The sequence below is a fragment of the Arthrobacter sp. GQ119 genome, assembly GCF_059759125.1.
Window position 1 is genome coordinate 47,667 of the sequence record NZ_JCAXEA010000023.1, and the last position, 25,667, is coordinate 73,333.

The window sequence follows — 25,667 nt, forward strand, 5'->3', positions numbered from 1 at the left end:
GTTCAGAGTGAAACGCTGCCGCTAATCACGGTGCGGCTGGCACCGCCAACCCAGACGTCGGAGCCATCGCTGGTGATGGTGATCAGGCCGCCGCGTCCCAGGACAGTGCCTTGCCTGGCGGTGTAACTTCCGTCGACCACGCCGTCGGCCAGGAGCCACAGCGCCAGGCCGGCGTTGAGGCTGCCGGTTACCGGGTCTTCCGGGACGTCGAGGCCAGGGGCGAATCCGCGCACCTCGAAGTCCGCGGGGCCTCCCGGGCCGAACGCGCCGATGACGCCGACCAGCAGTCCACCCATGGCGGCGAAGTCGGGCTTGAGGTCCAGTACGGCTTCGGCGGAAGCCAGCCGGAGGCCGAGCCAGCCCGGGCCGTTGTCTACCCAGTTGCTGGCCAGCACGTCGTCCTCGCCGATCCGAAGGCTGGAGAGTGCCTGCTTCAGCACGGCCGGGTCCACGGGTCCTGATTGACGCAGGGGCGGCGCCGCAAAGGCGAGCTCGTGCCCTTCACGCCTGATCTTCACCGGCCCGACGCCGCACTCCTGGATCAGTTCCCCTTCGGTGCGGGGCTCGCCGCCGCGCTCCAGCCAGGCGTGGGCCGAGCCGAGCGTGGGATGCCCGGCGAAGGGCAGCTCGGCCCGCGGGGTGAAAATCCGCAGCCTGTAATCCGCGTCCGGATGGGACGGCTGCAGCAGGAACGTGGTTTCGGAGAGGTTGGTCCAGTTCGCGAAGGTCTGCATCTGCTCGGTGGTCAGGGCATCGGCGTCATGCACAACGGCTACCGGGTTGCCCGGCTTCGGGCCCGGGGCAAAGACGTCTACCTGCGAAAAGTTGTAACTGTTCACCATGGCGGCTTGCTCTTTCGTTTCAAATACGTTGGCGTTCCCACCCACGCTAGGGAACGGACACGCAGCCGTACCAGAGCCAATTGCGGAAAGTGGACCCGGCGTCAGTCCCGCAGCAGGTCCGCGGGATCACGCGGTGTGGCCAGGCCGTCCACTACCTCGACGCCGGGCAGCTTGAGGAGTTCGGCCGGTGCAAGGACGATTTTGCTGGACCTGTTCCCGCCGCCCATGACAACCCGCTCCGCGTCCAGTACCGCACGGTCCACGTAGACGGGCAGCCCCTCGATGCCGGGAACGGTCACTCCGCCGATGAGCATCCCGGTCACCGCCGTGGTGGTTTCGGCGTCGGCGAAGGAGGCCCGCTTGACGCCCAGCAGCCCGCACACGGCGCGGTTTACGTCGAGCCGCGTGGTGCCGAGCACCACGCACACCGCGTACGAGGGCGGATCCACCTTCTTCGACGTCACGACGATGGTGTTGGCCGCCTCCTCGAGGGTGAATCCGTAGTGCTCGCAGAACGCCGCCGTGTCCGCGAGCTCCGGGGAGCACCCGAGTACTTCGTGGCGGACGCCGTGGCGCTCCAGGGCGTCGGCCACCTCGGCCATCAGTATCGTGTCGGTCACGGGGTTCCTCTCGTCCGTTCCAAAATACCGCCACCAGCAGCGCGCCGCCCCGTTGGCCCTGCGCCCGCACGGGTCACGGCCGGGCCCAAGGCGCCGGACGTACACTGGCCTTCGAATCTGTTTGCGCGGGGTCCGCCGGAACTCCAGTTCCCCGGAACCTTGCCGGCGGGAAGTGGAGCCCGGATGCTCTGGAAGCTGCTTGTTGAATACCTGCGGCCGCAGCGGCGGCTGCTGATCGCCGTCGTGATCTTCCAGCTGGCGCAGTCCATCGCGTCCCTGTACCTGCCCACGCTCAACGCGGACATCATCGACGAAGGCGTCGCGAAGGGGGACACCGGGTACATCCTGAGCGTGGGGACCCTGATGCTGTTCATCACCCTGCTGCAGATCGCCTGCGCGGTGGTGGCCGTGTACTTCGGGGCGAAGGCAGCCATGGGCCTGGGCCGTGACCTGCGCGATGCGATCTTCACCCGGGTGGGGGAGTTCTCTGAGCAGGAGGTCACCCGGTTCGGGGCGCCGAGCCTCATCACCCGCTCCACCAACGACGTCCAGCAGGTCCAGCAGCTGGTGCTGATGTCCGCCACGCTGATGGTGGCCGCGCCCATGCTCAGTATCGGTGGGGTGGTCATGGCCGTCCGGCAGGATGCGCAGCTGTCCTGGCTGATCGCGGTCAGCGTGCCCGTGCTGCTGGCAGGGGTCGGGCTGATCATCACCCGGATGGTGCCGCTGTTCCGCAAGATGCAGGTGCGGATCGACACCGTGAACAGGGTGCTTCGCGAGCAGCTCACCGGCATCCGTGTGGTGCGGGCGTTCGTGCGGGAGGACATCGAAACCGCCCGCTTCACCCGCGCCAACGAGGACGTCACGGACACGGCGCTGCGGGCCGGGCGGCTGATGGCGCTCGCATTCCCGGTGGTGATGCTGGTGCTGAACGTCTCCAGCGTGGCGGTGATCTGGTTCGGTTCGTTCCGGATCGAGGACGGCTCCATGCAGGTGGGGACGCTGATCGCGTTCCTGAGCTACCTGCTGCAGATCCTGATGTCCGTCATGATGGCCACGTTCATGGCGGTGATGATTCCCCGCGCCGCGGTCTCGGCCGACCGGATCGGCGAGGTGCTGGACACGGAGTCCAGCGTGCGGCCGCCGGAGCATCCGGTCGCCGCCGGCGCGGGCATTGGCGGCGCGGGCAGCGGCGAGCTGGAGATGCACGACGTCGGGTTCGCCTACCCGGGTGCCGAGCAGCCCGTCCTGTCCGGCATCAGTTTCACTGCCCGGTCGGGGCAGACGACGGCGATCATCGGCAGCACCGGGTCCGGCAAGACCACGCTGGTGAACCTGCTGCCGCGGCTTTTCGATGCGACCTCCGGTTCCGTGAAGTTCGACGGCGTGGACGTCCGCGAGCTGCACCCGGACCTGCTGTGGGGCCACATCGGGCTGGTGCCGCAGCGGCCCTACCTGTTCTCCGGAACGGTCCGCAGCAACCTGCTCTACGGCAAGCCGGATGCCACCGAGGAGGAGCTGTGGCGGGCGCTGGCCACGGCGCAGGCGCAGGATTTCGTCCGGGAGATGGAGGGTGGGCTGGATGCGCCCATCTCGCAGGGCGGCACCAGCGTCTCCGGCGGGCAGCGGCAGCGGCTCGCGATTGCCCGGGCGCTGGTGAAGCAGCCAGAGCTCTACATTTTCGACGACTCGTTCTCGTCGCTGGACACCGCCACGGATGCCCGGCTGCGGCAGGCGCTCAAGCGTGACACCTCCGGGGCCACGCTGGTGATCATCGCCCAGCGCGTGTCCAGCATCGCCGACGCGGACCAGATCCTGGTGCTCGAGGACGGCAGGATCGTCGGGCGCGGAACGCACGGCGAGCTGCTGGAGACGTCCGAGACGTACCGGGAGATCGTCTCCTCCCAGCTGGCGGCGGAGGAGGCGGTATGAGCGCGCCGCACCGCCCGCCGTCGGGCGCTGCTTCCTCCACCGGCACCGGAACCGCAGGGGCCGGCAAAACGGGGAGTGCCGACGTCGTCCGCATTCCCCGCCCGGCGGCCGGACCTGGCCGCGGCGGACCGTTCGCGGGGATGAACATCCCCGCGGAGAAGGCGTTGAACTTCGGGCCGTCCGCGAAACGGCTGCTGGGGCAGCTGCGGCCGGAACGGCTGTGGCTGGTGCTGGTCTTCGTGCTGGGTGTGGCCGGGGTGACGCTGTCTGTGATCGGGCCGAGGCTCCTGGGCGAGGGCACCAACCTGATTTTCGCCGGGGTGGTGTCGAAGGAGCTGCCCGCCGGGGTGGGCAAGGCCGAGCTGGTGCAGCAGCTGCGGGAGGCGGGGGAGGACCCGCGGGCGGACATGCTCAGTGCCATGCCGCTGACGCCCGGCGCGGGGATAGACTTCACGGCGCTGTCGAGCGTGCTGCTGTGGGCGCTGGCGCTGTATGTGCTGGCGTCGGGGTTCATGTGGATCCAGGCGTACGTGCTCAACGGCGTGGTGCAGCGGACGGTGTTCCGGCTGCGGGAGCGGATCGAGGCGAAGGTCAACCGGCTGCCGCTGCGGTATTTCGACTCGATCCAGCGCGGCGAGCTGCTGAGCCGGGTGACGAACGATGTGGACAACATCTCGCAGAGCCTGCAGCAGACGCTCAGCCAGGCGGTGCTCTCCGTTCTGACAGTGGTGGGCGTGCTGCTGATGATGTTCCTGCTTTCGCCCACGCTGGCGCTGATTGCGCTGGTGACGATTCCGCTGACGCTCGTGACGACGGCGCTGATCGCCAAGCGCTCGCAGAAGCTGTTCGTGGCGCAATGGAAGCACACCGGCGAGCTGAACGGGCAGATCGAGGAGACGTACACCGGGCATGCGCTGGTGAAGGTGTTCGGCCGGCAGCAGGAGGTGGGGGAGCGGTTCCGGCAGAAGAACGCGGAGCTGTATGACGCGAGCTTCGGCGCGCAGTTCATCTCCGGGCTGATCATGCCGGCCATGACGTTCATCGGGAACCTGGTGTACGTGGGGATCGCCGTGGTGGGAGGCCTGCAGGTGGCGACCGGGGCGATGCAGCTGGGCGATGTGCAGGCGTTCATCCAGTACTCGCGGCAGTTCACCCAGCCGCTGGCGCAGCTGGGGTCCATGGCCAACCTGCTGCAGTCCGGCGTGGCGTCGGCGGAGCGGGTGTTCGAGCTGCTGGACGAGGACGAGCAGCTGCCGGATCCTGTTCCTTCTTCTGTGCCGCCCGGCGGGCGGTCCTCCGATGGCGGGCGCGGGCGGCTGGTGTTCGAGAACGTGTCGTTCTCCTATTCACCGGACAGGCCGCTGATTTCTTCTCTCAGTCTCGTTGCCGAGCCCGGGCAGACGGTGGCGATTGTCGGCCCGACGGGCGCGGGGAAGACGACGCTGGTGAACCTGATGATGCGGTTCTACGAGATTGACGCGGGGCGGATAACGCTCGACGGCGTGGACGTCACCTCCGTCTCCCGGCGCGAGCTGCGCTCGCGGATGGGCATGGTGCTGCAGGATACGTGGCTGTTCGGCGGGTCGATCCGCGACAACATCGCATACGGCCGGCCCTCAGCTACTGAGTCTGAAATTCTCGAAGCTGCGCGGGCGACGTACGTGGACCGGTTCGTGCACTCGCTGCCGGAGGGGTACGACACTCTTCTTGAAGATGAGGGGTCCAACGTGTCCGCCGGCGAGAAGCAGCTGCTGACGATTGCCCGCGCGTTCCTGGCCCGGCCTTCGGTGCTGATTCTCGATGAGGCGACTTCTTCGGTGGATACGCGGACGGAGGTGCTGGTGCAGAAGGCGATGAGTGCCCTGCGGTCCGACCGGACTTCTTTCGTGATTGCGCACCGGCTGTCCACCATCCGCGACGCCGACCTCATCCTGGTGATGGAGGCCGGGCAGATCGTGGAGCAGGGGACGCATGCGTCCTTGTTGGCTGCGGGTGGCGCCTATGCGCGGCTGTACGAGGCGCAGTTCGCGGCTCCTGCGGCGGAGGTTTAGGCGGTGCGTTTCGCAAGCGGCGGGTTGGCAGGCGCTCTAGGGGCGCTCGAAATCCCTGTACCGACAAGGCACCAATGACCGCAAACAGTCCTCGCAGGATGCCAGGGGATCTGGCTCTGTGGTCAGGGGCCTCCATAGCCCAGCGACTGTGAGACCTGGCGGGCTGCTTTCTGCATCACGGGGATCAATGCGCGCATGCGCTGCATGGGCATGAAGGGGCGTGTTGCCGACACGCTGACGGCCGCAACCACGGAGCCGCTGGCATCGCGGATGGGTGCTGCCACACAACGGATTCCCGGCTCGTTTTCCTCAAGGTCCATGGATGCTCCCGCTTTGGCGTATTCCCGCATCCGCTTGAGGAAATCACCGGGGTCGGAGGTTGCCGGGTGCTCGGCTTCGAAGATGCGGGTCCAGTCGTCCTGGCGGTCGAGGATGAGGGCCTTGCCGATCCCGGTAGTAGTCAACGGCATTCGATGGCCAATTCGAGAGCGCATCTCGGCGCCACGGCTGCCCGGAATCTTGTCCAGATACAGGACCTGTCCCGATTCTTCGATGGCCAAATGCACTGTGTCCTGGACCCGTTCGGCGAGTTCCTCGATTACCGGCCGGGCCACCACTGGAAGGGGGTTCTGGTGCAGGGCCTGGAACCCGTATTCGATCAGCGTTGGTCCCAGGGAATAGCTGCGTCCATTGGCAACGCGCACGTTTCCACTCCTGGGATTTCTTGCGGTGTGCCTATTAATCCTTCTTGTGCTGACCCCCATCGCTGTAGTTCGCACCCAGCGGGCTAGGGCAGTCGCCGTAGCCAAGGGAATCCGCGTAGAAGGCGTAAGAGCGACCAAATCCGTGGAAGTTGGACGTTGGATCGGAAGCGCTACGCGAAAGGATCCGTTCAATCGTTCAAAGCCAGAGGAGATTCTCAAGAGTTGAAGAGGCCCCCGGCGGAGTGGATGTCTATGTCCGCGGCAACATTTGGACTTGGGGTGAGGTCATCGAAATTAGATTCTCCGAGACGGATGAGGGCACCGAAATCAACGCTGTTTGCCGGCCTCGGCTTGCAACGACCCTCGTCGACTATGGGCAGAGTGCCAGCGACTTGCGTTTGTTTATCGATCTTCTGCTGCGGCGGACGGAATCTGGCAGAGCCATCATTTCTCGCACTCCGCCCACCCCAACCGTGCAGTTAGACGCTCCCTGAAGGGAGGACAAACGCTACATTCAACTACTACTTGACCCTTAGCCTGAATCTCCGCACCGATCCTCCGCAGACCCCGCCCCACCAGAGCGGGGCGTTATGCGAAGAACCCCTTCAGCGAGACCCATCAACACGCCAGCGCTAACGACGACTTGGGCATAACGTCTGGCTGCGCATAACCCGCGTTATGGCCAGCTGGCCATAACGCCGGAAAACTCAACTTCTAAGTCGCCCTCGTCGACGACGCGCTCCGGCGCGATCACCACAACGAAACCGTCGGCATCCTGATCTGTGGCACCAAGAACGACCGGAGCGTCCGGTACAGTCTCGGCCGCTCTATCTCACCGATGGCGGTGGCCGCTTATACGTACGACAAGCTGCCTGCAGCCGAACGAGAGGCCCTTCCCAACGAAGGGCATCTCGTAGCTGCTTTGGAATGGGCAGAACCCGCCGCCGACACAGAAGACAGCCAATAGCCGCCTTCACTTGCCGTGGCCGGCGTCGGGAGTCAGATCAGCACGACAAGCGCACCCGCCTCGTCACATCCTTTGAACCCTGAAGGAGGCTGGGTGTACTAGAAGCAGCTGTCGAGGAGCTCGGCGCGACTCCTGATGGCGTTGACATAGTTGTCCAGAGTTTGGGCTGTGTGCGGGCGCGTGTTTCCTAGGAGCCTTACCAGGGGTCCGTTGACTTCTTCCTTGACGATGAGGTGGGTGAGGCCAATCATGGAGTTTGTTCTCATGCTCGCTTCGCGCCTGGGCGCCCGTTCTCAACCCGGAACGAGGCATCGATCACGGCCGGAGAGACGGTGTCGGCGGCGGACGCGACCACGAGGTAGTCGCTGCGGAATTCCTCTGGCGTCACGGTGCACCGGGTCCAGCCGCGTTTGTCGGGGTTGATGTAGCTGGTGTGCGGATTAGCGGGTGGTAGTCCATTCTTGATGGCTTGCGCCCAGCCGCAGCCGGAGCTGATCGAGGTACCCACGAACTCTGTGGCGATCACTTTCGAGCCAGGGTCGGCATGGTCGAGCAGGACGTCGTTGACGAAGGCCGCATGCCAGTCGCCGGTGAGGACCACGGGGTTGGCCGGCGCCTTCTGGTTGATGAAGTTGGTGAGCCGGTTGCGGGAGACCACGTAGCCGTCCCACTGGTCGTGGTTGACCGACAGGATCTCGCCCGGGTCGTAGTCGTACTGGGCCATCATGGTCTGCTGGGCGATCACGTTCCAGCGTGCCTTTGAGGAGGTCAGGCCGCCGAAGAGCCACTGTTCCTGCTCGTCGCCCATCAGGGTGCGTGTGGGGTCGAACACATCGGGGTGCTGCGGGCCGCCGGGGAAGTTCTCGGTCAGCTGGTCCGAGCGGTACTGCCGGGTGTCCAGGACATGGAACCTGGCCAGGTTGCCGTAGTCCAGGCGGCGGTGCAGCAGCATGTCCGGACCGGTCGGCCGCTGCGGCCGCCGCAGCGGGAGGTGCTCGTAGTAGGCCTGGAACGCGTTGGCGCGCAGCTGTAGGAAGCGCTGCGGGTCGTTGGACGCCTCTTTGTCCGGCTGTGAGATGCCGTCTGCCCAGTTGTTCTCGATCTCGTGGTCGTCGAAGGTCACCACGAAAGGGAACCTTGCGTGCGCGGCCTGCAGGTCAACCGAGCCCTTGTACTTGGCGTGGTTGTTTCGGAAGTCTGCCAGTGACTCGTGGTTCCTGCCCTCGTAGGTGTAGTCGCCCACGTGCACCACGAGGTCAAGGTCCTCCTGGGCCATGGTCCGGTAGGCGGCGTACCGGCCGCCGGCCCAGGACTGGCAGGACGCCAGGCCGAACGCGATGCTGGCCGGGTCCGACCCTGCCGCCGGCGCAGTGCGGGTGTGGCCCACCGGGCTTTCCTCACTGCCGACGCGGAAGCGGAACCAGTAGTCGGCTGACGGCTGCAGTCCTGCGACTTCGGCATGCACGGAATGGGCAAGTTCCGGCGTGGCCGGTTCGCTGCCGGCCGTGACGACGTTGCGGAAGTCCGGGTCCGTGGCGACCTGCCAGATCACCTGAACCTGGTACGGCGGCATGCCTCCCATGCCGTCTGCGGCTTGCGGTTCGGGTGCCAGCCGGGTCCACAGCACGACGCCGTCGGGGGTTGGGTCGCCGGAAGCGACACCAAGCGTGAACGGGTTCTGCGGGAACCGGGGCTGTGCCCAGGCGGGGGCCGCCGAGAAGCCATAGACGGCGGCCGCTGCGACGGCGGTTCCGGACGCGGCAAGAAAGCCTCGGCGGGACGGAGTGAAGGAACGGGGCATGGTGTCTCTCCTGAAGGGGAGGCGGGGATGGTCCCGTCCATTCAGGCAATGACAGTTGATCGGACCATGAATGCTGACTGAACGCCCGCCGAACGTTCCCCGCATGCCCCGGCGATGGGGAACCTCAGGGCGAAGAATCGTCGGCAGGTCCGGCAGATGGACGGCATGTCGGACGCGCACCGTGGAACACCAGCTGCACGGCAGCCCGGACCCGTGCACGCGTCTCGGCCGGATCGGAGGGCGCGCGGACAACGAACTGGTAGTAATGCAGGCCGTTGATGAGATCGATCATGGCCTCCACATCCACCCCCGGATCGATTTCCCCAGTCTCGATGCCCCGGCGAATCTCCTCAGCAATCGGTTCCCGGCGGCGTGACACGTGACGGTCCCACGACAGCGCCCGCAGCTCCTCGTTCTCCAAGCCCATGGCAACGCGCTTTTTGACGAGGGTTCCCACGCGCCCCTCGACAGCCAGGGACGCCTGCTCATAGCTGCCGAGGATCGTCTCAAGCGTCGTGGCCCCGCGCACCAGCTCAACGTCGGCCCGCACACTGTCCAGCGCGGCGGCCAGCAGCTCTTCGCGGCTGGCCCAGCGCCGGTAAACAGCGGCGCGGCTGACGCCGGACCGTTCGGTGATTGCGGCGATGGTCACCTCTTTCGTGTCCCGCTCCAGGAGCAGATCCGCCGTGGCAGAGAGGACGGACGCCTCAAGTGAGGTGTCCCGCGGCCTGCCCGGCCTGCGGTCGAGGCCCTGCGGGCGGTCAGCAAGGGTGTCAGTCATGAGTTTTCACCAGTCGGTTGCGGAGCTGCTCGACGACGGCATCGCTGAGTCCTGCCCGGCGCACGGGTTCCGCCACGCTGCCGTGGCGGTCCACGAGCATCTGCTGCATGGCATCCATTGAGGCCGCGTGAGCGCCCATCATGGCCCCCTGATCCTGGCCGGCGGCCAGCTGTGTCTCCGGGATGAGCTGGCCCAGGATTGCCCGGAGCCGCGGGTACAGCCGTGGCAGGCGGGCGGCGGTCGCGGCGTAGTCTGCGGAGACGGTGTCGGCTGAGGCTCCCACCAGGGAAAGCACGACGGCGGCGAAGACTCCGGTGCGGTCCTTGCCGGCCGCGCAGTGAAAGACGGTGGCGCCCTCACCCATCGCCACGAGTGTGACGCCCAGTGCCAGTTGACGGGCCTGGGTCTCCACCAGGCTCGCGTACCATTCCCCGACGAGGGCAGGGGTGGCTGAGGCGGATACGAGCTCTCGGCTGATGTCCTGGGGCATGGAGACCGAGGCCGTCAGGGCAAGGTGGTGGTAGTTCACGCCGGGCAGTGTCAGCGGTCCGCGGCCCGTGAGGAGTGCCTCTTCCGGTGAGCGGAGATCGATGACGCTGCGGACGCCGTCGTCGATCATCTGCCGGGCGAAGGCGGCTGGCATCACGGAGACGTCGTCGCTGCGCAGCAGCACGCCGGTGCGGGTGGTGCCGCCGTGAACGGGGAGGCCGCCGAGGTCGCGGAGGTTGACCGGCGCAAGATCCAGCACGGGAATGTCCAGGCCGGGAGTGTCCAGTTCGAGCGCGCTCAACTGGGAGTCAAGGGGGTAGTGGGTGGTTTCCTGCACGGGTTTCCTAACTGAGCTTTGCGCGGATGAAGGCGCTGAGGCGGTCGATGATGCTGACCAGGACGATGATGCTGATGATGATGGCGCAGAGGTGGCCGTAGTCGTACATGCGCATGGCGGTGGTGAGCTCCAGACCGATACCGCCGGCGCCGACGAGGCCCAGGATGGTGGCACCGCGGACGTTGCCCTCGAAGAGGAGGAGCGTGTAGCTGACCAGCAGGGGAGCGGCCTGCGGGAGGACGGCATAGGTGATGATTTGCCGCTTGTCCGCGCCCACTGCGGTGAGTGCCTCTACCGGGCCGGGCTGCACGGATTCCATGGCCTCGGCGTAGATCTTGCCGATGGATCCTACGGAACCGAGGACGATGGCGAGGATGCCGGCGAACGGCCCGAGGCCCACAGCTGAGACGAACATGAGGGCGTAAATGAGTTCCGGAATGGAGCGCAGTACGTTGAGGACCGCCCGGCAGCCCGTGTAGACCCAGCGCGGGGCGATGTTGCTGGCCGCGCCGAAGCTCAGCAGCAGCGAGGCAACTGCCCCGAGTGCGGTGCCCACCACGGCCATCTGCAGGGTTTCGATCAGGAGCTTGGCGATGATGCCAAACTTGTCGAACGTCGGCGGGAAGAGCCGGGACAGGAAATCGCCCATGTTGGGAAGACCGTGGAGCAGCTTGTCGGGGCTGAGGCCGGCCCCGGCCCCCGCCCAGACGAGAACGACGGCGATGATCACCCAGAGCGCCGCCCCCTTCGGCGTGGGGAGGCTGAACGGCCGGGACAGCCGGAGCCGGTCCGCTTCGGCGAGCATTGTGCCGGCTGCTGCGGCGGGCAGATCGGTGCCGTTTTTCCGGGATAGCGGTTCCCGGGCCTCGGTTGCCTGCGTTTCAGTTTTCGAGGAGCTCAGTGTCGGTGCCATAGATCTGGTGCACCTCCTTTTCGGTGATGAGTGCGGCAGGACCGGCGAAGACGACCTCACCGGAGTGCAGGCCGAGGACCCGATCGGCGTAGCGGCGGGCGAGGCCGACGACGTGCAGGCTGACAATGACAGGGATCTGTTCCTTGCGGGCGATGTCGCCCAGCAGGCCCAGGATGTTCCCGGCCAGGCGCGGATCCAGGGACGCTACCGGTTCGTCGGCGAGGATGAGTCGCGGCCGCTGCATGAGGGCACGGGCGATGGCGACGCGCTGCTGCTCGCCGCCGCTGAGGCTGCGGCACTGCTGCTTTGCCTTGTGCGCCAGGCCCACACGGTCCAGCAGGTCCAGCGCCTGCGCCCGCTGGGCGGAGCTGAATGTGCCCAGGATGTTGATGGCCCCGGCGTTGTGGAGGCCGCCGGTGAGGACATTGGTCAGGGCGCTGAGCCGGGGGACCAGGTTGAAGTGCTGGAAGACGTGTCCGACGTCAGAACGCAGTTCCCGCAGTCCGGCCGGGGGCTGCGTCGCGACGTCGCGCCCGGCGACGTCGAGCGCGTCGGCGGTGAAGGGGGTGATGCCGGTGAGCGTTTTCATGAGCGTGGACTTCCCGGAGCCGGAGTGCCCCAGGAGGGCCACCACTTCACCGGGGTAGACGGTCAGGTCAACATTATTCAGGGCGACTTGTTCGCCGTATTGGACGCGGAGGCGACGGCCGACGACGGTCGGAGGTGCCGCCGTCGGGCTTTCTTGTGTCAGGCTGGCAGCGGGGGTGACGGTGGGGCGAGTGATCGCGGGGCTGCTCACCGGAGGTCCTCGAGGTCCACACCGACGGATTCGGCAACCTTGACCAGTGGTTCGTACGTACTGAATTCGGGGTCGGCGGCGGGCTTGCCGGTGAGGCCGAGGGTCTTTGCGACCTTCTCGTTGCCGGCCATGAGGGCGGGCAGCTTCTCCTTGAGGGCTGCGCGGGCCTGTTCGTCGAGGTCTTTGCGGACGACGATGGAGATGCCCACCGGGATGGGGTCGGACTTGGCGATGACCTTGACGTTGTCCTCGGTGAAGACCTTCTTTTCCAGGAAGGTGGGGTAGAGCTGGCGGGCGGTGCACGCGACGTCGACGTTGCCGTTGACCATGGCCATGACGGCGGAGTCGTGGGAGCCGGCGAAGGTGCTCTTGTAGTCGGTGCCGTCGGTTAGGCCGGTCTTGGCCAGCAGTGCCTTGGGCATGAAGTAGCCGGTGGTGGAGCCAGGGTCCACGAAGGCGACCTGGCGGCCCTTGACGTCGGCCGGAGTGTTGATGCCGCTGTCGGTCCGGGTGAGACAGAAGCTGGCGGGTTCCGTGCTGGCGCCCCAGACCAGGAGCGGATCCACGCTGTCGGTCTTGTAGGCGAGTGCTGCGGAGAACTGGCTGAGGACCGCGACATCCACAGAGCCGTTGCGGACTGCTTCAACGACGCCAAGGTAATCGGCGGGCTGGAGGTTTTTGACCGTGCGGCCGGAGGCATCGCCCACCATGGTGGCGAGATCGGCCATGATCTGCTGCTCCTCCGGATCGTCGGTGCCCGGCGGAGTGGCGAACGTGAGTTCCTTGGAGGGAGAGCCGGAGGAGGCGCTGGCTCCGCCGGAACATCCGGTGAGGGCGAGCAGTCCGAGAAGCGAAGCGGCGATGATGCCTGCACGAGCGTGCATGGTGGTGCCTTCCGTCAGTGTTGGGGGTGACGGAATTACGAAACCACCGGTATCTGAATCGGAATTACGAGACTGCCATACCTTGAATGGCCTGAAGGTTAATTGTTGGTCAGCGCGGAAGCACCTGTTGCATACAGATCGTCAGGACCGCAGCTCGGACCTTTCTTGTCCCCTGAGCACTCCTCAGACGTGAACCGGGTCGACCATGGTGGCCAGCTGTGCTTAGGTTCCGGTTTTCGTCCTGTTCTTCCTGCCGGTCCGCCATCCCGGCAGGGCGGTGTCCAGCTCGGTGGCCTTTTCGGTGCTGAGCGTGCCGCGGCCGAGTTTGAACCTCTGGGCCTGCAGCCACTTGCCTAACTCGCGCTCCGCATCGTTTTCCGCTTTTTTCCGGCGTGGCCAGTCGTGATCTGCTGCCCGATATTCGATGAGAGTGGCCAGCCGGTCCTGCCAGATCGTCTCCCGTTCCATATGACCGCTCCGGTGACGCCAGTCCGGCAGCACGGCCAGGCCGGCAGCAACGGCGGGGTCCAGAAGTCCGGCATTGGCGTCGCGGCGGCGGCGTCGCAGCCATCCGGCCAGCTTCCGTTCCCATGCAGCATCTGCCGACGGTGACGGATAGCGTCCTGTTGCCCGGACCATCGCAATTACTTGGTTCATGCGCTTCAAGCCCGGCATTGGGACCTGTGTGGTTGACTTGCCGGCGGCCGCGGCATGGGCGGTTTTCAGTGCCGGGTCCGCGGCCTTTGCGGCGGCGAGGTGGTAGCTCACCGTCGACGGCGGGGCGCCGGTGAGTTCAACGATCTGCTGTCGGGACAGGCCGGCCCGGTACAGGAGAACCCAGTTAGGACTAGACAACGCGCCAGACCGGCTCCTAGTCACAGGACCGCACCACCGGGATCATTCCACGAACCGTGCTCCTGACCACTGCGGTTCTCACGCTGCCGACGGTTTCGGATCAGGCAGGTCAGCGACAGCCGACACGGGGCAACGCAGCACGCGCAGCATCTCCAGATCCAGCAGCTGACGGGTATCCGTTCTGGCATCAAGAATCCAGAACAGCTCCAACGCCGGAATGACGGCCAGCACCCGCCCGCGGTGCAGGACGCGCCCATCACGCCGTGCCTCAAAGTGGTCTCCGACCGCCAACTCAGAACACGCCATCACTTGTGCCGCATCCATATCAGGCTCCCTCCATACCGCTACCGCCTGAACCAGTGTGTCCCCTCATGGTTGCGCAGGCGTTTCCGCGAAATGACTTCCCAATGTCGGGGTGATGGGCCACGACAGCAACCAGGGGGCATCTCTGCTCGCCCATCATCCTTCAGCAGCGCGTACGGCATCCAAAGGGGCGCACATGCCACGAGTTTTGGGGAGAAGTCTAAGCCCGCGATTCCTGCAAGAACGCTACTGCACGGGAAATTCATGCTTTCTTCGATGAAAGTTAGTCGTTGGAATGGCAACGTTTCACTTGTTCCGTTGTAAATTTCTTGCAGGTCAGAGCCGCGTGCGCGGGAGGGGCGTTCTGTCCAGCACCGAATCAGCCGGTGTGCCCAGATCATAAAGGGATAGCCGATGTCCAGGGACGAGTTTTTTCTCACGGCAACCACCGAGGCAAGCCAGAACCCCGAGCCCGGATTTCCTGACTCGCTGCCCCATGATGTGGACGGGATGACACTACGCAGTCAGGTCCTGGAGCTAATCAACGACGTCCTGACCGATACCGTCCCCGGAGGGGAACGGGCTAGGAGGCACCTGCGGGATCTGCTGGCCGCGAACCCCGATGAACCGGAGTGGGCACTCCTGCAGCACCTCATCACCGTCACGACGATAAACCCTGCAAATTCCGCGACCGCTTGGCACCAGCGGACCGGCGGCCGGAACCAGGGCAGGACCCCTCGGTGCCCGCCGGCCCCGAGCTTGTGCCAGTTTCCCTTGACCGGAGGGGCCCAAAACGCATCAGGGCGGCCCTCGGCAACAGGACGCTGCTGACTGCGTTTCAATCGTCCAATGGTGCAGACCTTGTCTGCATCATTGCCGCAGCCAGATGTCTGTGCTGCCTTCCGCTGCACCACGAGTCCGACGCTGTCACCAATTGTCCAAAGCAGTCTGGACAATTGGGAGGAGCTTTCGCCCGGTCCTGCCCGGCACTCTGAAGCAGTTGCGCCTCCCTGTGCCATTCCTCGCCAGCTTGACCCTATGTCCGCTATCAGCCCTCTGTTGGCGCTGTAGCTCGTGATCTCTAGAGCAGACTCCCAGCGCAGGCCGCCGGGGTCCTGCGTGTACCTTTGCTGCTCCACGTCTTGCTGCTGCCTTTCCGGGTTCCTGCTGAACTGGTTGCCGAAGCGGCGGAAGCCACTGAAGGCTAGCCGTTCCTCATCCAGCTCGTTGGCTACTACCTCTGGATGGAAGGCGATAAGGCCAACTGGGTTCTGGATCAGTCTGGCGTCCGCCGTGCCGTCGCTGCTGCGCTGCGAAGGAACACTCTGGTGATCGTCGAATCCGCACTTTCGGACATCTCCGACAAGGACCGCGAGTTACTTGATGCCATGGCAGTGCAGGATGGCCCTTCGACGGCTGCGCAGATCGGGCAAATCATGAAGTCCCAGCCCAATGTCGTCTCTAAATACCGAAAAAGACTCATCGCGGCCGGCCTCATCGAATCAGCCGGTTACGGCAAGGTCGACTTCGCCATGCCCGGCCTGCGCGAATACCTTCCTGGGTCCCCTGCAATTGCTCTTTCGCCGTGACCGTCAGGTTGAAGTCTGAGACCTTCGCGAAGGCGTGTCCGGAAATGGCGAATTCGGGCCTATTCTGACAGCCATACATGTCCGCGCCTGACGTCAGGTTGGGGCGTGCCCTAAACGGCCATGCATCTTTGTCTTCGAAGAATCGGAATGGCTCGCAAGGTCCGCGAGAACCGGGCCAAGAACCACCCGCCCGACGCCGACACCAAGAGCCCGGAAGCAGTCAAAGAAGCACGGGAACAGATCAAAGCCCGCCGCATCCAAGAACAAGCCCGCCGCGACGAGACCCGCCGCACCGACGACCAGACGCCGCACCAGGGCCGTGGCCCCGGCATCGGCCGGTGAGAGGCCCGTGCCACCAGATTGTCGCAATCCGCCGATCAGAAACCAGAGCCGCGTCGGGCCGGCGGCCGACATGCACGTTCTACGGAATTGCCAGCTTCAATGAGATGGGAGCAAGATCTGTCTCAGTAAACTTGGCAAAACCCCGTCAGCGTTGCCAACTTCAGTGAGACCAACACATATGCAGGACGTAGGTTGAATTACCAGTCCTGATGTTCGCGCGTCAGCCCGAAGGGCACGGCATCACTGAGATCGACTTTGAAGGTGCCGTAGTCTTGCCTCGTCACCAAGATCCTCTGGCGCCCTTCATGAATGCCCGCGCCTTGGCGACGGCCACGGCTTCGTCGAGCAGGCGCTCCATGCGGCACGGTCGCTTGCGGTCACGGTGATCGGGAGATCAATGGTGGTTTGCATGGTCCAGCTTTCTCGTGTTCGCTTCTGAAGCGCGCAGTAGCGAGGCGCGGCTGCATAGGCCAACCGGCGAAGGCGCCGGCCGCAAATCATTGCCCCGTCAACGCCTGGTGGCTGCCTCTCTACGGACCTTTGCGAGTGCCTGTGCCAGCAACGGAAACGCCTGCGCCCTTGTCTGCGGCCGGAGCCCGAGGTTGATCCGCACACGGCCAGGAATGCCGAAGCACGCATTCCCCGGCGCTACGAGGAGACCAAACTCCTCCGCCACGCTGCCACACCACTCATCCACGTCGAGAACGTCCACTTCGGGAAAAACGGTGGTACCGCCGTCGGGCACGGTGAGCCGAATTCCGGGCGCTCTGTCGCACAGGGCCGCAAGTTCGACGTAACTGTCGTAGATCAATGATTTGGCCCGGGACAACAATGCTTCGCTGTTGCTCAGTGCCACCTTCGCGATCACTTCGCTTGTCACAGCAGGCGATCGTGATGTCCAGCGCTGGAGCGAGCGCACGTCGTCAACGACCATCATTGGTCCTGCCGCCCAGCCGAGGCGGAGTCCCGGCAAGCCATGAACCTTGGACAGGCTTCCAATCGAGACGCCGTTGGGCACCAGAGCGGCAACGGCCGGCGGTACTTCCTGGACCCCGAGCGGCAGTCCTCGGTAAACCTCGTCAACGACAAGAAGCGCGCCAACGCTGACCAGCTTTGTTGCGACCTCGGTCAGCATGGCGGCGGTCAGTACTTGGCCAGTGGGGTTGTGCGGTGAGCTCAGGAACACTGCGGTAGTCGAGGAACGTACATGTTCGATGATCGACTCGGGAGTCACGGGAGCCCTTAGCAAGGTGACGGCGCACCCCCTCCTTTGCGCCGTCACCAGGGCACTCTCGTGCGCGGGTGTTTCGATTATCACGTGGGCATTTGGATGGCAGGTTAGCTCAGCCACCATGGCCAGGGCGTCGCCTGCTCCGGCCGTGACGGTCACATTGTCTGCCATGAGCCCTGGCATACCGAAAGCTATTCGCTCCCGAAGGTCCAGAGAACCTCCTGGCGGACCGTATTCGAACAGTAAGGCCGGGGGCGCCATGTCAATGACATCGATTCCCGCGATGGCCGCCAGTTCGCCGAGCTCTAATGGGGCGACGACACTCGAGCCAAGCACGAGTGGGGCAAGGGATTGATAGGGCGCCGCCCACGCCGAGTGCCCAAATGGACGCCGAACTTCGCTTGGCAATTCAGACTCCTTTGCTTGGGCTCCTTCAGAGCCAGTTCAGTCCGGCAGGACCACGAAGTGTTCGAAGCTACCCGTACCCGGGTCGGTGCCGCAGGAATGGGCCCTGAATAAGTGCTGTCCATCCCCGCCCGCCGGGCGGCCGTACACACTTCGCACTACCAGCCGTCCCTGTAGGTCCCTGACAACGTGGTAGGTGCCGCCCGGCTTCGGATCCCGGTCCAGCATCACTGCCCGCCTTGTGAGTTCATGCTGGGCGTACCAAACCGGGGCCCGGCAAGCCGGGCATTCTTCCTGATTCATGCGCCCCTGCTCTCCCGGTCCTGTATGCGGGCCGGCTGTCCCTATCGCTGCTGCCACCCGCTGGATGGCCGGACCTTACACCGCGGTGCGCTCGAAGGAAGTGGCTTTTAGTTTTCGCATATGTTCCGTCATTGCCGTTTCCGTCGGCAGCCGCTCGACGCTTGACGCCCCGAAGAAACCCATCACGCCGCTGGTGCGGTCCAGGACGTATGCCACGTCCTCCACACCGGCGATCGGACCGCCGTGGCAGAGAACAATGATGTCCGGATTGACCTCGAGCCCGGCATCCGCGATCGCCTGGACTTCTGTGACGCATTCGTCCAGGCTCTTGGCTGTCTGGGCACCAATCGTTCCCGACGTCGTCAGACCCATATGTGCCACGAGGATGTCGGCGCCAGCCTCCGCCATGGCTCGGGCGTCTTCCGTGGAGAAGACATAGGGTGATGTCAGTAGCCCAAGGTTGCTCGCTTCGCGGATCATGTCGACTTCCAGGTCATAGCTCATTCCTGTTTCCTCGAGGTTCTGTCGGAACTGCCCGTCAATGAGTCCAACCGTCGGGAAATTCTGGACTCCAGCGAAACCAAGTTCCTTCAGCTCGCGCAGGAAGACGTTCATATTCCTGAACGGGTCAGTGCCACAGACACCGGCCAGGACGGGGACATCGTTGACGATGGTGAGCACTTCGCGGGCCATGTCGACCACCACTGCGTTGGCATCACCGTAGGAAAGGAGTCCGGCCAAGGACCCACGCCCGGCCATGCGGTAGCGGCCGGAGTTGTAGATGATGATGAGGTCGGCTCCGCCCGCTTCCGCGCATTTGGCCGAGAGCCCGGTTCCTGCACCGGCGCCAACGATGACGCGGCCGGCTGCGATCTCGTCCTTGAGTCTCTGGGCCAGGAGGTGTCTAGTCATGGTGTCGTTGTCCTATCGTGGTCGGCTTCGTTTGTGGAGTCTGTGTACATGTCGTGCAGGCGGGCGGCCATGGCCAGGCCGAACTCGGGTTCGTTGATGTCACAGTCATGGGTGTGGATCTCGGTTCCGTCTCCGCTGTGGTCCTGGATCGCGGTCCACAACCGCTCGTCTGCGACGGGGTCGTGGAACGAGTTGCCTTCGGTTGCGATGCCGGAGGTGCCTTTCAACGGCAGGTAGACGGCCACTGGCCCCTTGGCTGCATTGAGTTTCACGGCTATTTCCCGCCCGAGCTGGTCGCACTCCTCACCTGTCGTCCGCATGAGCGTCACGGTGTCGTTATGGCGATGGAAGGTGCGGTTTTCAAACTTTTGCGGGACCGTTGAAACGGCACCAAAGTTCACCATGTCGATGGCCCCAACGGACACGACCTGCGGGATTCCCGCCCGTCCGGCGGCCGTGAGGCGCCCGGGGCCTGCCGAGAAGACGCCGCCAACGAGGTTGTCGGCAAGCTCGGTCGTCGTGATGTCGAGCATCGCGTCGACCATGCCCGCGTCGACGAGGTTTTCCAGGGCCCTTCCGCCGGAACCGGTGGCGTGGAAAACAATCACCTCGTACCCGCGCTCTTCCAGGTACTGCCTCGCTATGGATACGCAAGGGGTCGTTAGCCCGAACATCGTTGCCCCCACCACCGGCCGCTTGCCGGAATTCTCCGGCGGTGCCACCTTGGCCATGCCCGCCGCGGCGCCCGCGGCGTTGGCGATGATGCGGCTCGAGATTCTGTTGATTCCTGCGATATCTACGATCGAATTCATCATCAGGATGTCGGTGTCCCCGACGTAGGGGCGCGTGTCTCCGGAGGCAACGGTGGATACCAGCAACTTGGGAACGCCGACGGGCAGGGCCTGCATCGCACGGCTGATGAGGGTGGAGCCTCCGGTGCCGCCCAAACCGGCCACGGCATCGAGCTTCCCCTCAGCATGCAGGCGCAGCAGGACGGTTGAAGCGCCAAGCGACATCACATCCAATGCATGGGCCCTGTCGCTGGCCTCGATCAGCTCGGGGATGCTGGAACCTCCCAGTTGAGCGACTTCGTCGCGGTCGACGTCGGGCTCGGCACCGTTCGGGCCGCGGATGCCTGTGTCGACCACTACGACGTCGACGCCCGCTTCGATCAGGCACCGCCGGAAGTAGTCGTACTCGGTGCCCTTCGTGTCCAGTGTGCCCAACAAAACTACTGTTGGCGTCATGATTGCTCCTTTGTGGATGTGGTTAGACAGTGCAGCGGATTGCGGAGGTGCACCTAGACCCGACGGCGGGCTGTTACTGCGACGGCGAGGATGATGATTGCCCCTCGGGCTACCTGCTGCTGGGCGCTGTCGAGGCCCATCAGGATCAGTCCGTTGTTTAGGAGACCAATCATCAGTGACCCGAGAAGGGCCCCGATCACGGAGGCGCGACCGCCAAAGAGGCTCGTGCCGCCAAGGATCACCGCTGCGATAACGGAAAGCTCGTCACCTGTGCCCGTGTTGTAGCTGCCGGTGTGGAACCGTCCTGCGTAGAGCATTCCGGCTAGCGCCGCTAGGATGCTGGATAGGAGCAGGACAAGGAAGACGACCCGTTTGGTGTGGACGCCGCTGAATGCCGCAGCTTTGCTGTTGCCACCAGTGGCCAGGACCTGGCGGCCGAATCCCGTTCGACGAAGGCCTATATGCCCGATCAGCACGATCACCAAGGTCCACACGAGCAGCCCGGGGATGGGTCCGATGTTGCTGTCGCCGAACAGGAAAGTGAAGTCGAGGTCGTTGATGCCTTGGGGTGCCGCACCGGTGATCCACATGGCCGCGCCCTGGGCCATGCCGAGCATGCCCAGCGTTGCAAGGAATGAGGGGACTCCCACGACGCTGACGAAGAAGCCGTTAAGCAACCCGACGATAACGCCCGTGGCGAGGCCGGCGATGATGCCTGGCACCAGCCCAGCGGAGTTGATCGTCATCGCCGTTGTGACGGAAGCGAGACCCGCGGTGGCGCCGACCGAGAGGTCGATTTGTGCCGCGGCAATGACGAATACGACGCCGACTGCCATGACGGAGATGGTTGAGGTCTGCCGCACGATGTTGAGCAGGTTGTCCGAGGTGAGGAATCCCCGGTCGTTGAGCGTGATCGCAAAGAGCACGAAGATGACTACGAAGCCAACGTAAATAAGGTTCTGGCGCCAGTTGAAATTGCTGACGATCTGCTTTATTGAATTCTTCGATGATTGGTCGACCGGTTCGAGAATAGTTGTCATGGTCAAACTCCCTGGACGGCACGGTGGAGTGCCTCTTCTGATGTGAATTGATGGCCTCGATACGTGTCGTCCACGCGTCCGTTTCGAAGCACGACGATGCGGTCACTGACCTCCAAGAGTTCTTCCAGCTCTGACGAGATCACAATGACTGCTTTGCCTGACGCCGCGAACTGACGGAGAATCCGCATGATCTCCTTCTTGGCACCGATATCGATCCCCGCTGTCGGCTCGTCGAGCAGGAACACTTTCGGCTCGGTGAGGAGCCACTTGCCGATGACGATCTTCTGCTGGTTGCCTCCGGACAACAGACCAACGGCCTTCCCGGCGGACGACGTGCGGACGTCCAGGCGCTGGATGACCTGTTGGGCGCATCGGAGCGTTTCGCCTTTGCTGATCCAGTGCCTGCGCCCGGACGCAATGAGCGGCAGTTCGGAGTTAGTTTCCACGGAATGCTCCAGCACGAGCCCCTCCACACGACGGTCTTCGGGTACAAGGGCGATGCCGGCCCGGATTGCGTCGCGCGGATTTTGGATCCTCACGTCCTGGCCCCCCACCCTGACGGTGCCGTTTGTGATCTTGTCGATGCCGAATATCGCGCGCACAAGTTGGCTGCGCCCGCTGCCCATCAGGCCGGCGAGACCGACCACCTCGCCCGCGCGGACATCGAGGTCAAGTCCGTTTATGCCGTTGTCGGAATGCAGGTCCCGGATCTGCAGAAGAGGATTAGTTTTCGGTGCTCGACCGGACGGCGACGGGGTGGACGACGGCGGACTGGATGACGGTTTGTCTTCGTCAGTCGCCGGGCCAACGTGTTCCGAGATTTCGTGCTGCTTCGGCGCGCGTTCTTTTTGCTCGCCGAGCATGTCGGCAATGACTTCTCCGACGGGATATTGGGAGATAGCCGCGGTCCGGATCCTGCGGCCATTGCGCATTACGGTGATTCGATCGGCGATGTCGTAGATCTCCGCCATCCTGTGCGAAATGTAAACGATCGACATTCCGGCGTCGCGCAGCATCCTGATTCTCTGGAAGAGGGTTTCCGTTTCATTTTTAGTCAGTGATGCGGTTGGTTCGTCGAGGACGAGGACGTTCGCGTCCTGGGACAATGCCTTCGCAATTTCAGTGATCTGCCAGTAGCTTGCGGCGAGCGGCCCGACCTCCGCCCGGGGGTCGAGATCGACGTTCAGCTCGGCGAGTACTTTCCGGGCTTTCGCAATCATCCTGCGTTCGTCGATGAAGCCTAGGCTGGTTCGGGGCTCGCGGCCCAGAAGAATGTTTTGCGCCACTGTCAACGTAGGAATGAGGCTGAACTCCTGGAAGACCATGGTGATGCCGCTTGCTTTGGCATCAAGCCCGGATTCAAGCGGAACGGACTTTCCGTTGACGAGGACTTCTCCGCCGTCGGGCGTGTAAACGCCCTCCAAGATCTTCATCAGCGTGGACTTGCCGGCACCATTTTCGCCGAGAAGAGCGTGGACTTCGCCCCGCTGCACTTCGAAATCGACTTCATTCAGGACCTGCACGCCGGCGAAACTCATATTCATCCCGCGCATGGCCACCGCCAGCGGCGGCCTGGTGGTCTCTGCGGTCTCTGGTTTTTGCAACGTGTTCGCCCCTTTGTGAGCTGTGGTGGAAGGTTGGAGTTCCGGCTGGTATCGGGACGCCCCTCAAGCGTCCCGATGCCAGCCGCTCTCTTACTTCTTGTTGGCTGCGTCAGCGATTTCCTTCGGCGCGTCGGCGTTGTAGATCTGCTTCCATTGGTCTGCCACGTTGGAGCTGTCAACTGGCAGGGCGTTCCAGGCGTAGTACGGCTCGAGGTTCTTCCCGAGCAGCGAGTACGCAACGGCCATCGCTTCCGCGACGCCCTGGTTGTACGGCTGCGAGCCTCCGACGCCCTTCACCATGTCGTTCCTGGCCGTGCTCACGGCAACGGTCTTGCCGAGGTCTATCGTGGTGATGGCGAAGTTCGAACCGTTCTTGCCCCTCTCGCGGGCGGCCGCGATGACGCCCTCGGCGTGCGTATCCCAGACGGCCCAAATGCCGTTGAGATCCGGATGCTGGCTCAGCATGCTGTTCGTGGCGGCGGCACCCTGGCCAGTAAAGTCAGGGCCCGGACTGCCCTTTTCCTCCACGATCTGGATGTCGGGGTATTCCTTCAACACTTCGTGCACTGCGTCAAGACGCTGCTGCGTGGCGTAGTAGTGGGCGGCGTGGTAGACAATGCCGACCTTCCCCTTGCCGTTGACTGCCTTCACCAGCTGGCACGCCGAGACAACGCCGGTTCCATAATCATCGGAACCGACAACCGTGAGGTAATCCTTGCCGGCCTTCATCTCCGGTGGTGCGTTGAGCGCGAATACCAGCTTCACCCCTGCTGCGGCGGCCTGCTTGTAGATTCCTGTCTCGGATGGCGCGTCAACCGGAAGGGACACCATGAAGTCCGGCTTGCGGGCCAGGATTGTCTGGATGTCGTTGGTTTGCTTGTTGACCTGGAACTGACCGTCGGTTGTGGTCAAGACCTCGATGCCCAGCTTGTTGAACGTGTCTTTGAGGGCCGCGACTTGGGCGGTTGAATAGTCACTTCCAAAGACGTGCCAGGCGATGGCGACCGTCTTCTTCATTGCCCTTACTTTGTCAATTTCCTCTTGTGTCAGGGTCAGTTGCGAGGCCGGAGTCGCCGTCTCGCCCTGCGGACCCTTGTTGTAGACCTTCTGGGCTACGTCGGAGAGGCATTTATCGACCTTGCTCTGAATTGCCGGATCGACGGCTGCTGCTGCATTGGCGCTGGTGCCACCGGCACTGCATCCGGCCAACATGGTGATGGTCATGGCGGAGGCCGCCACAAATGCTGCGCCCTTAATTCGGCTCTTTATCGACATTCTGAATGTGCTCCTTGCGAACGGATGGCAAACGAGTGGAGAGGTGCCTGACGTTGGCTGCGCGGGAACGCGACCCTGCCGGCGGATGGGATGCCTGTTGATTCCACTAGATTGGCTGCCTATCCACGCCATAGCGACGAATCAGCAGGCACCCCGGCAGCGAAATGCTCCGACGTGGTTACCTGGACGCGGCGGCCGGCCGCGGCGTGAAGTCTCGCCAGGTGTATTGAGGGTCATAGCCGAGGAGCTTGCGCGCCTTGCTGATGTCGTAGAGGGGGTACTGGGGCTCCGCCCGGTACAGCTCCTCGTTCACCTGCGCATCCGGGTAGTACTTCCGGATCAGGTCAAGCGAATCCCGCGTCGAGAAAACATCGCCGGCGCCGATGTTGAAGTTGTCCCACTGCACGTCTTCGTTTCCGATGCTGCCCTGCTGGACGGCCTCCAACGCGAGACGGAAGGCCTGCGCTACGTCCCGCGGGTCGACGTACTGGTAGACGAAGTCCGTCATCGTCATGTCCCCTGCGGAGGGGAGCTCTGGGTTGGCCACTGCGGGGAGCACGTGGTCCGGGTTGTCGATGTCGGCAACGGCGTCGATCCAGTAGTCCTGGTCGAAGAGCCCTACAGTTGCCAGGCGAAGGGACGCGATGCGCTGCTTGTATCGGCGGCTGTACCCGTAACCGAGGACTTCGCCGATGACCTTGCTCATCCCGTACATGTCGTCCGGGCGGTTGGATATCTCTTCGTCAATCGGGAAGTATTCCGGGGTCTGCGGAGTGGACCAAAAGATTGGGCCCCAGGCGCATACACTGCTGGTCAAAACGATGTTCTGGACACCGGCGCGGCGGGCAGCCTCAAGGACATTGAACGTCCCGTCGCTATTGACGCGCCAGATCTTTTCCTCTTCGCCTTGGCCGGTGTAAACGGGGATGGCGGCCAAGTGCACGATGGCGTCGGCGCCGTCGAAGGCTTTGGTCAGGTCATCGATGGACAGGATGTCGCCCTTGTGGAAGTCCCAGTCCGGATTCGGCGGCTCGATAGCGTCGAAGACTTTGATGGAGTGATCCTTCGCGAGCTCGGGTACGACGAACTCACGTCCGAGGCGGCCGGAGCCGCCGGTCACGACAATGTTACTCATTCGCTTCTCTCGCTTTCCTGGTGACCGCTGCCACGGTGGAGCGGCCATCTAGAGGGGTTTGGCTGACCGGAGAAACCCCGGCCCGAAAGTTACGCCGGATTCGCCGGCCAACCTGCAGCAAATGTACCAATACTGTACCGATAGTCAAGGGCTTTCAGGTTTTGGCCGTATTTATACCCCGCCTTCGCAGTAGTTGTTGACCAGCATGGTCCATAACTGGTACACATTGCTTTGTCGGCAAAGTGGCCGCGAACATGTCGCTGGCAGACATGGGGCAGCCCTTAGACCGCTTTATCTCGATCCGAA

The 25,667-nt window shown here is 63.9% G+C and carries 23 protein-coding genes and 1 pseudogene; 5 read left to right on the forward strand and 19 right to left on the reverse strand.

Annotated elements, in window-relative coordinates; all coding sequences use genetic code 11:
• Positions 1 to 2: 2 nt before the first annotated feature.
• Entirely contained in the window at positions 3 to 842 is an 840-nt protein-coding gene (locus tag AC6CH3_RS19020; RefSeq protein ID WP_498133902.1) for a PhzF family phenazine biosynthesis protein, read from the reverse strand.
• A gap of 101 nt (positions 843 to 943) precedes the next feature.
• Complete coding sequence (locus AC6CH3_RS19025; RefSeq protein WP_498133903.1) at positions 944 to 1,462, reverse strand: YbaK/EbsC family protein; 519 nt, start codon at positions 1,460 to 1,462, stop codon at positions 944 to 946.
• A 183-nt stretch (positions 1,463 to 1,645) separates the two neighbouring features.
• Here AC6CH3_RS19025 and AC6CH3_RS19030 point away from each other — a divergent pair, with 183 nt between their 5' ends.
• Positions 1,646 to 3,394, forward strand: coding sequence for an ABC transporter ATP-binding protein (locus tag AC6CH3_RS19030; RefSeq protein ID WP_498133904.1), 1,749 nt, complete (start codon positions 1,646 to 1,648; stop codon positions 3,392 to 3,394).
• Positions 3,391 to 5,445, forward strand: coding sequence for an ABC transporter ATP-binding protein (locus tag AC6CH3_RS19035; protein ID WP_498133905.1), 2,055 nt, complete (start codon positions 3,391 to 3,393; stop codon positions 5,443 to 5,445). The genes AC6CH3_RS19030 and AC6CH3_RS19035 overlap by 4 nt, the downstream gene beginning before the upstream one ends.
• 122 nt (positions 5,446 to 5,567) lie before the next feature.
• Here the strand turns inward: AC6CH3_RS19035 and AC6CH3_RS19040 are convergent, their stop codons facing one another.
• Positions 5,568 to 6,149: an IclR family transcriptional regulator gene (locus AC6CH3_RS19040; RefSeq protein ID WP_498133906.1), complete on the reverse strand. Its 582-nt coding sequence runs from the start codon at positions 6,147 to 6,149 to the stop codon at positions 5,568 to 5,570.
• 733 nt (positions 6,150 to 6,882) lie between these two features.
• Here AC6CH3_RS19040 and AC6CH3_RS19045 point away from each other — a divergent pair.
• Positions 6,883 to 7,116: pseudogene (locus tag AC6CH3_RS19045) on the forward strand (PDDEXK nuclease domain-containing protein); the annotation flags it as partial.
• Between the two features lie 98 nt (positions 7,117 to 7,214).
• Here AC6CH3_RS19045 and AC6CH3_RS19050 read toward each other — a convergent pair.
• The 9 genes from AC6CH3_RS19050 to AC6CH3_RS19090 all read right to left on the reverse strand — a co-directional run bounded on the left by AC6CH3_RS19050 (position 7,215) and on the right by AC6CH3_RS19090 (position 14,299).
• The gene (locus AC6CH3_RS19050; RefSeq protein WP_498133907.1) at positions 7,215 to 7,382 is read right to left on the reverse strand and encodes a hypothetical protein; all 168 of its coding nucleotides are present in this window, start codon (positions 7,380 to 7,382) and stop codon (positions 7,215 to 7,217) included.
• Positions 7,379 to 8,917 (reverse strand): alkaline phosphatase D family protein, encoded by a 1,539-nt coding sequence (locus AC6CH3_RS19055; protein WP_498133908.1) that lies wholly within the window; start codon positions 8,915 to 8,917, stop codon positions 7,379 to 7,381. The genes AC6CH3_RS19050 and AC6CH3_RS19055 overlap by 4 nt, the downstream gene beginning before the upstream one ends.
• A 124-nt stretch (positions 8,918 to 9,041) precedes the next feature.
• The gene (locus tag AC6CH3_RS19060; RefSeq protein WP_498133909.1) at positions 9,042 to 9,698 is read right to left on the reverse strand and encodes a TetR/AcrR family transcriptional regulator; all 657 of its coding nucleotides are present in this window, start codon (positions 9,696 to 9,698) and stop codon (positions 9,042 to 9,044) included.
• Positions 9,691 to 10,524, reverse strand: a complete 834-nt coding sequence (locus AC6CH3_RS19065) for a tyrosine-protein phosphatase (RefSeq protein ID WP_498133910.1) — start codon at positions 10,522 to 10,524, stop codon at positions 9,691 to 9,693. The genes AC6CH3_RS19060 and AC6CH3_RS19065 overlap by 8 nt, the downstream gene beginning before the upstream one ends.
• Before the next feature lie 7 nt (positions 10,525 to 10,531).
• Positions 10,532 to 11,437 (reverse strand): phosphonate ABC transporter, permease protein PhnE, encoded by a 906-nt coding sequence (gene phnE / locus AC6CH3_RS19070; RefSeq protein WP_498133911.1) that lies wholly within the window; start codon positions 11,435 to 11,437, stop codon positions 10,532 to 10,534.
• Positions 11,406 to 12,236: a phosphonate ABC transporter ATP-binding protein gene (gene phnC / locus AC6CH3_RS19075; protein ID WP_498133912.1), complete on the reverse strand. Its 831-nt coding sequence runs from the start codon at positions 12,234 to 12,236 to the stop codon at positions 11,406 to 11,408. Before phnC ends, phnE begins: the two co-directional genes overlap by 32 nt.
• Positions 12,233 to 13,120 carry a phosphate/phosphite/phosphonate ABC transporter substrate-binding protein gene (gene phnD / locus AC6CH3_RS19080; RefSeq protein WP_498133913.1) on the reverse strand — a complete coding sequence of 296 codons (888 nt, stop codon included), beginning with the start codon at positions 13,118 to 13,120 and terminating at the stop codon, positions 12,233 to 12,235. Before phnD ends, phnC begins: the two co-directional genes overlap by 4 nt.
• A gap of 222 nt (positions 13,121 to 13,342) precedes the next feature.
• The gene (locus tag AC6CH3_RS19085) at positions 13,343 to 13,975 is read right to left on the reverse strand and encodes a helicase associated domain-containing protein (protein ID WP_498133914.1); all 633 of its coding nucleotides are present in this window, start codon (positions 13,973 to 13,975) and stop codon (positions 13,343 to 13,345) included.
• A 78-nt stretch (positions 13,976 to 14,053) separates the two neighbouring features.
• Positions 14,054 to 14,299: a hypothetical protein gene (locus AC6CH3_RS19090; protein WP_498133915.1), complete on the reverse strand. Its 246-nt coding sequence runs from the start codon at positions 14,297 to 14,299 to the stop codon at positions 14,054 to 14,056.
• A gap of 1,307 nt (positions 14,300 to 15,606) precedes the next feature.
• Between AC6CH3_RS19090 and AC6CH3_RS19095 the strand changes: the two genes are divergently transcribed.
• Positions 15,607 to 15,867 carry a DUF8462 domain-containing protein gene (locus tag AC6CH3_RS19095; protein ID WP_498133916.1) on the forward strand — a complete coding sequence of 87 codons (261 nt, stop codon included), beginning with the start codon at positions 15,607 to 15,609 and terminating at the stop codon, positions 15,865 to 15,867.
• Between the two features lie 147 nt (positions 15,868 to 16,014).
• Entirely contained in the window at positions 16,015 to 16,209 is a 195-nt protein-coding gene (locus AC6CH3_RS19100) for a hypothetical protein (protein ID WP_498133917.1), read from the forward strand.
• Positions 16,210 to 16,717: 508 nt separating this feature from the next.
• Here AC6CH3_RS19100 and AC6CH3_RS19105 read toward each other — a convergent pair.
• From AC6CH3_RS19105 to AC6CH3_RS19135, 7 genes are all read right to left on the reverse strand, one after another.
• Entirely contained in the window at positions 16,718 to 17,701 is a 984-nt protein-coding gene (locus tag AC6CH3_RS19105; RefSeq protein ID WP_498133930.1) for a pyridoxal phosphate-dependent aminotransferase, read from the reverse strand.
• A 522-nt stretch (positions 17,702 to 18,223) separates the two neighbouring features.
• Entirely contained in the window at positions 18,224 to 19,060 is an 837-nt protein-coding gene (locus AC6CH3_RS19110; RefSeq protein ID WP_498133918.1) for a phosphoenolpyruvate hydrolase family protein, read from the reverse strand.
• Positions 19,057 to 20,307: a Tm-1-like ATP-binding domain-containing protein gene (locus tag AC6CH3_RS19115; RefSeq protein WP_498133919.1), complete on the reverse strand. Its 1,251-nt coding sequence runs from the start codon at positions 20,305 to 20,307 to the stop codon at positions 19,057 to 19,059. Before AC6CH3_RS19115 ends, AC6CH3_RS19110 begins: the two co-directional genes overlap by 4 nt.
• 53 nt (positions 20,308 to 20,360) lie before the next feature.
• Positions 20,361 to 21,347, reverse strand: a complete 987-nt coding sequence (locus AC6CH3_RS19120) for an ABC transporter permease (protein ID WP_498133920.1) — start codon at positions 21,345 to 21,347, stop codon at positions 20,361 to 20,363.
• A 2-nt stretch (positions 21,348 to 21,349) separates the two neighbouring features.
• Positions 21,350 to 22,951, reverse strand: coding sequence for a sugar ABC transporter ATP-binding protein (locus tag AC6CH3_RS19125; protein WP_498133921.1), 1,602 nt, complete (start codon positions 22,949 to 22,951; stop codon positions 21,350 to 21,352).
• 90 nt (positions 22,952 to 23,041) lie between these two features.
• Positions 23,042 to 24,226, reverse strand: coding sequence for a substrate-binding domain-containing protein (locus tag AC6CH3_RS19130; RefSeq protein ID WP_498133922.1), 1,185 nt, complete (start codon positions 24,224 to 24,226; stop codon positions 23,042 to 23,044).
• 178 nt (positions 24,227 to 24,404) lie between these two features.
• Positions 24,405 to 25,361: an NAD-dependent epimerase/dehydratase family protein gene (locus AC6CH3_RS19135; protein ID WP_498133923.1), complete on the reverse strand. Its 957-nt coding sequence runs from the start codon at positions 25,359 to 25,361 to the stop codon at positions 24,405 to 24,407.
• Positions 25,362 to 25,667 lie beyond the last annotated feature (306 nt).

Bases quoted from the DNA above. Each gene is read 5' to 3' on its own strand.
- AC6CH3_RS19120 (WP_498133920.1), bottom strand. From the start codon at position 21,347: ATGACAACTATTCTCGAACCGGTCGACCAATCATCGAAGAATTCAATA.
- AC6CH3_RS19035 (WP_498133905.1), top strand. From the start codon at position 3,391: ATGAGCGCGCCGCACCGCCCGCCGTCGGGCGCTGCTTCCTCCACCGGC.
- AC6CH3_RS19110 (WP_498133918.1), bottom strand. From the start codon at position 19,060: ATGACTAGACACCTCCTGGCCCAGAGACTCAAGGACGAGATCGCAGCC.
- AC6CH3_RS19100 (WP_498133917.1), top strand. From the start codon at position 16,015: ATGGCTCGCAAGGTCCGCGAGAACCGGGCCAAGAACCACCCGCCCGAC.
- phnD (WP_498133913.1), bottom strand. From the start codon at position 13,120: ATGCACGCTCGTGCAGGCATCATCGCCGCTTCGCTTCTCGGACTGCTC.
- AC6CH3_RS19060 (WP_498133909.1), bottom strand. From the start codon at position 9,698: ATGACTGACACCCTTGCTGACCGCCCGCAGGGCCTCGACCGCAGGCCG.
- AC6CH3_RS19020 (WP_498133902.1), bottom strand. From the start codon at position 842: ATGGTGAACAGTTACAACTTTTCGCAGGTAGACGTCTTTGCCCCGGGC.
- AC6CH3_RS19030 (WP_498133904.1), top strand. From the start codon at position 1,646: ATGCTCTGGAAGCTGCTTGTTGAATACCTGCGGCCGCAGCGGCGGCTG.
- AC6CH3_RS19050 (WP_498133907.1), bottom strand. From the start codon at position 7,382: ATGAGAACAAACTCCATGATTGGCCTCACCCACCTCATCGTCAAGGAA.
- AC6CH3_RS19130 (WP_498133922.1), bottom strand. From the start codon at position 24,226: ATGTCGATAAAGAGCCGAATTAAGGGCGCAGCATTTGTGGCGGCCTCC.
- phnE (WP_498133911.1), bottom strand. From the start codon at position 11,437: ATGGCACCGACACTGAGCTCCTCGAAAACTGAAACGCAGGCAACCGAG.
- AC6CH3_RS19055 (WP_498133908.1), bottom strand. From the start codon at position 8,917: ATGCCCCGTTCCTTCACTCCGTCCCGCCGAGGCTTTCTTGCCGCGTCC.
- AC6CH3_RS19135 (WP_498133923.1), bottom strand. From the start codon at position 25,361: ATGAGTAACATTGTCGTGACCGGCGGCTCCGGCCGCCTCGGACGTGAG.
- AC6CH3_RS19090 (WP_498133915.1), bottom strand. From the start codon at position 14,299: ATGGATGCGGCACAAGTGATGGCGTGTTCTGAGTTGGCGGTCGGAGAC.
- AC6CH3_RS19105 (WP_498133930.1), bottom strand. From the start codon at position 17,701: ATGGCGCCCCCGGCCTTACTGTTCGAATACGGTCCGCCAGGAGGTTCT.
- AC6CH3_RS19115 (WP_498133919.1), bottom strand. From the start codon at position 20,307: ATGACGCCAACAGTAGTTTTGTTGGGCACACTGGACACGAAGGGCACC.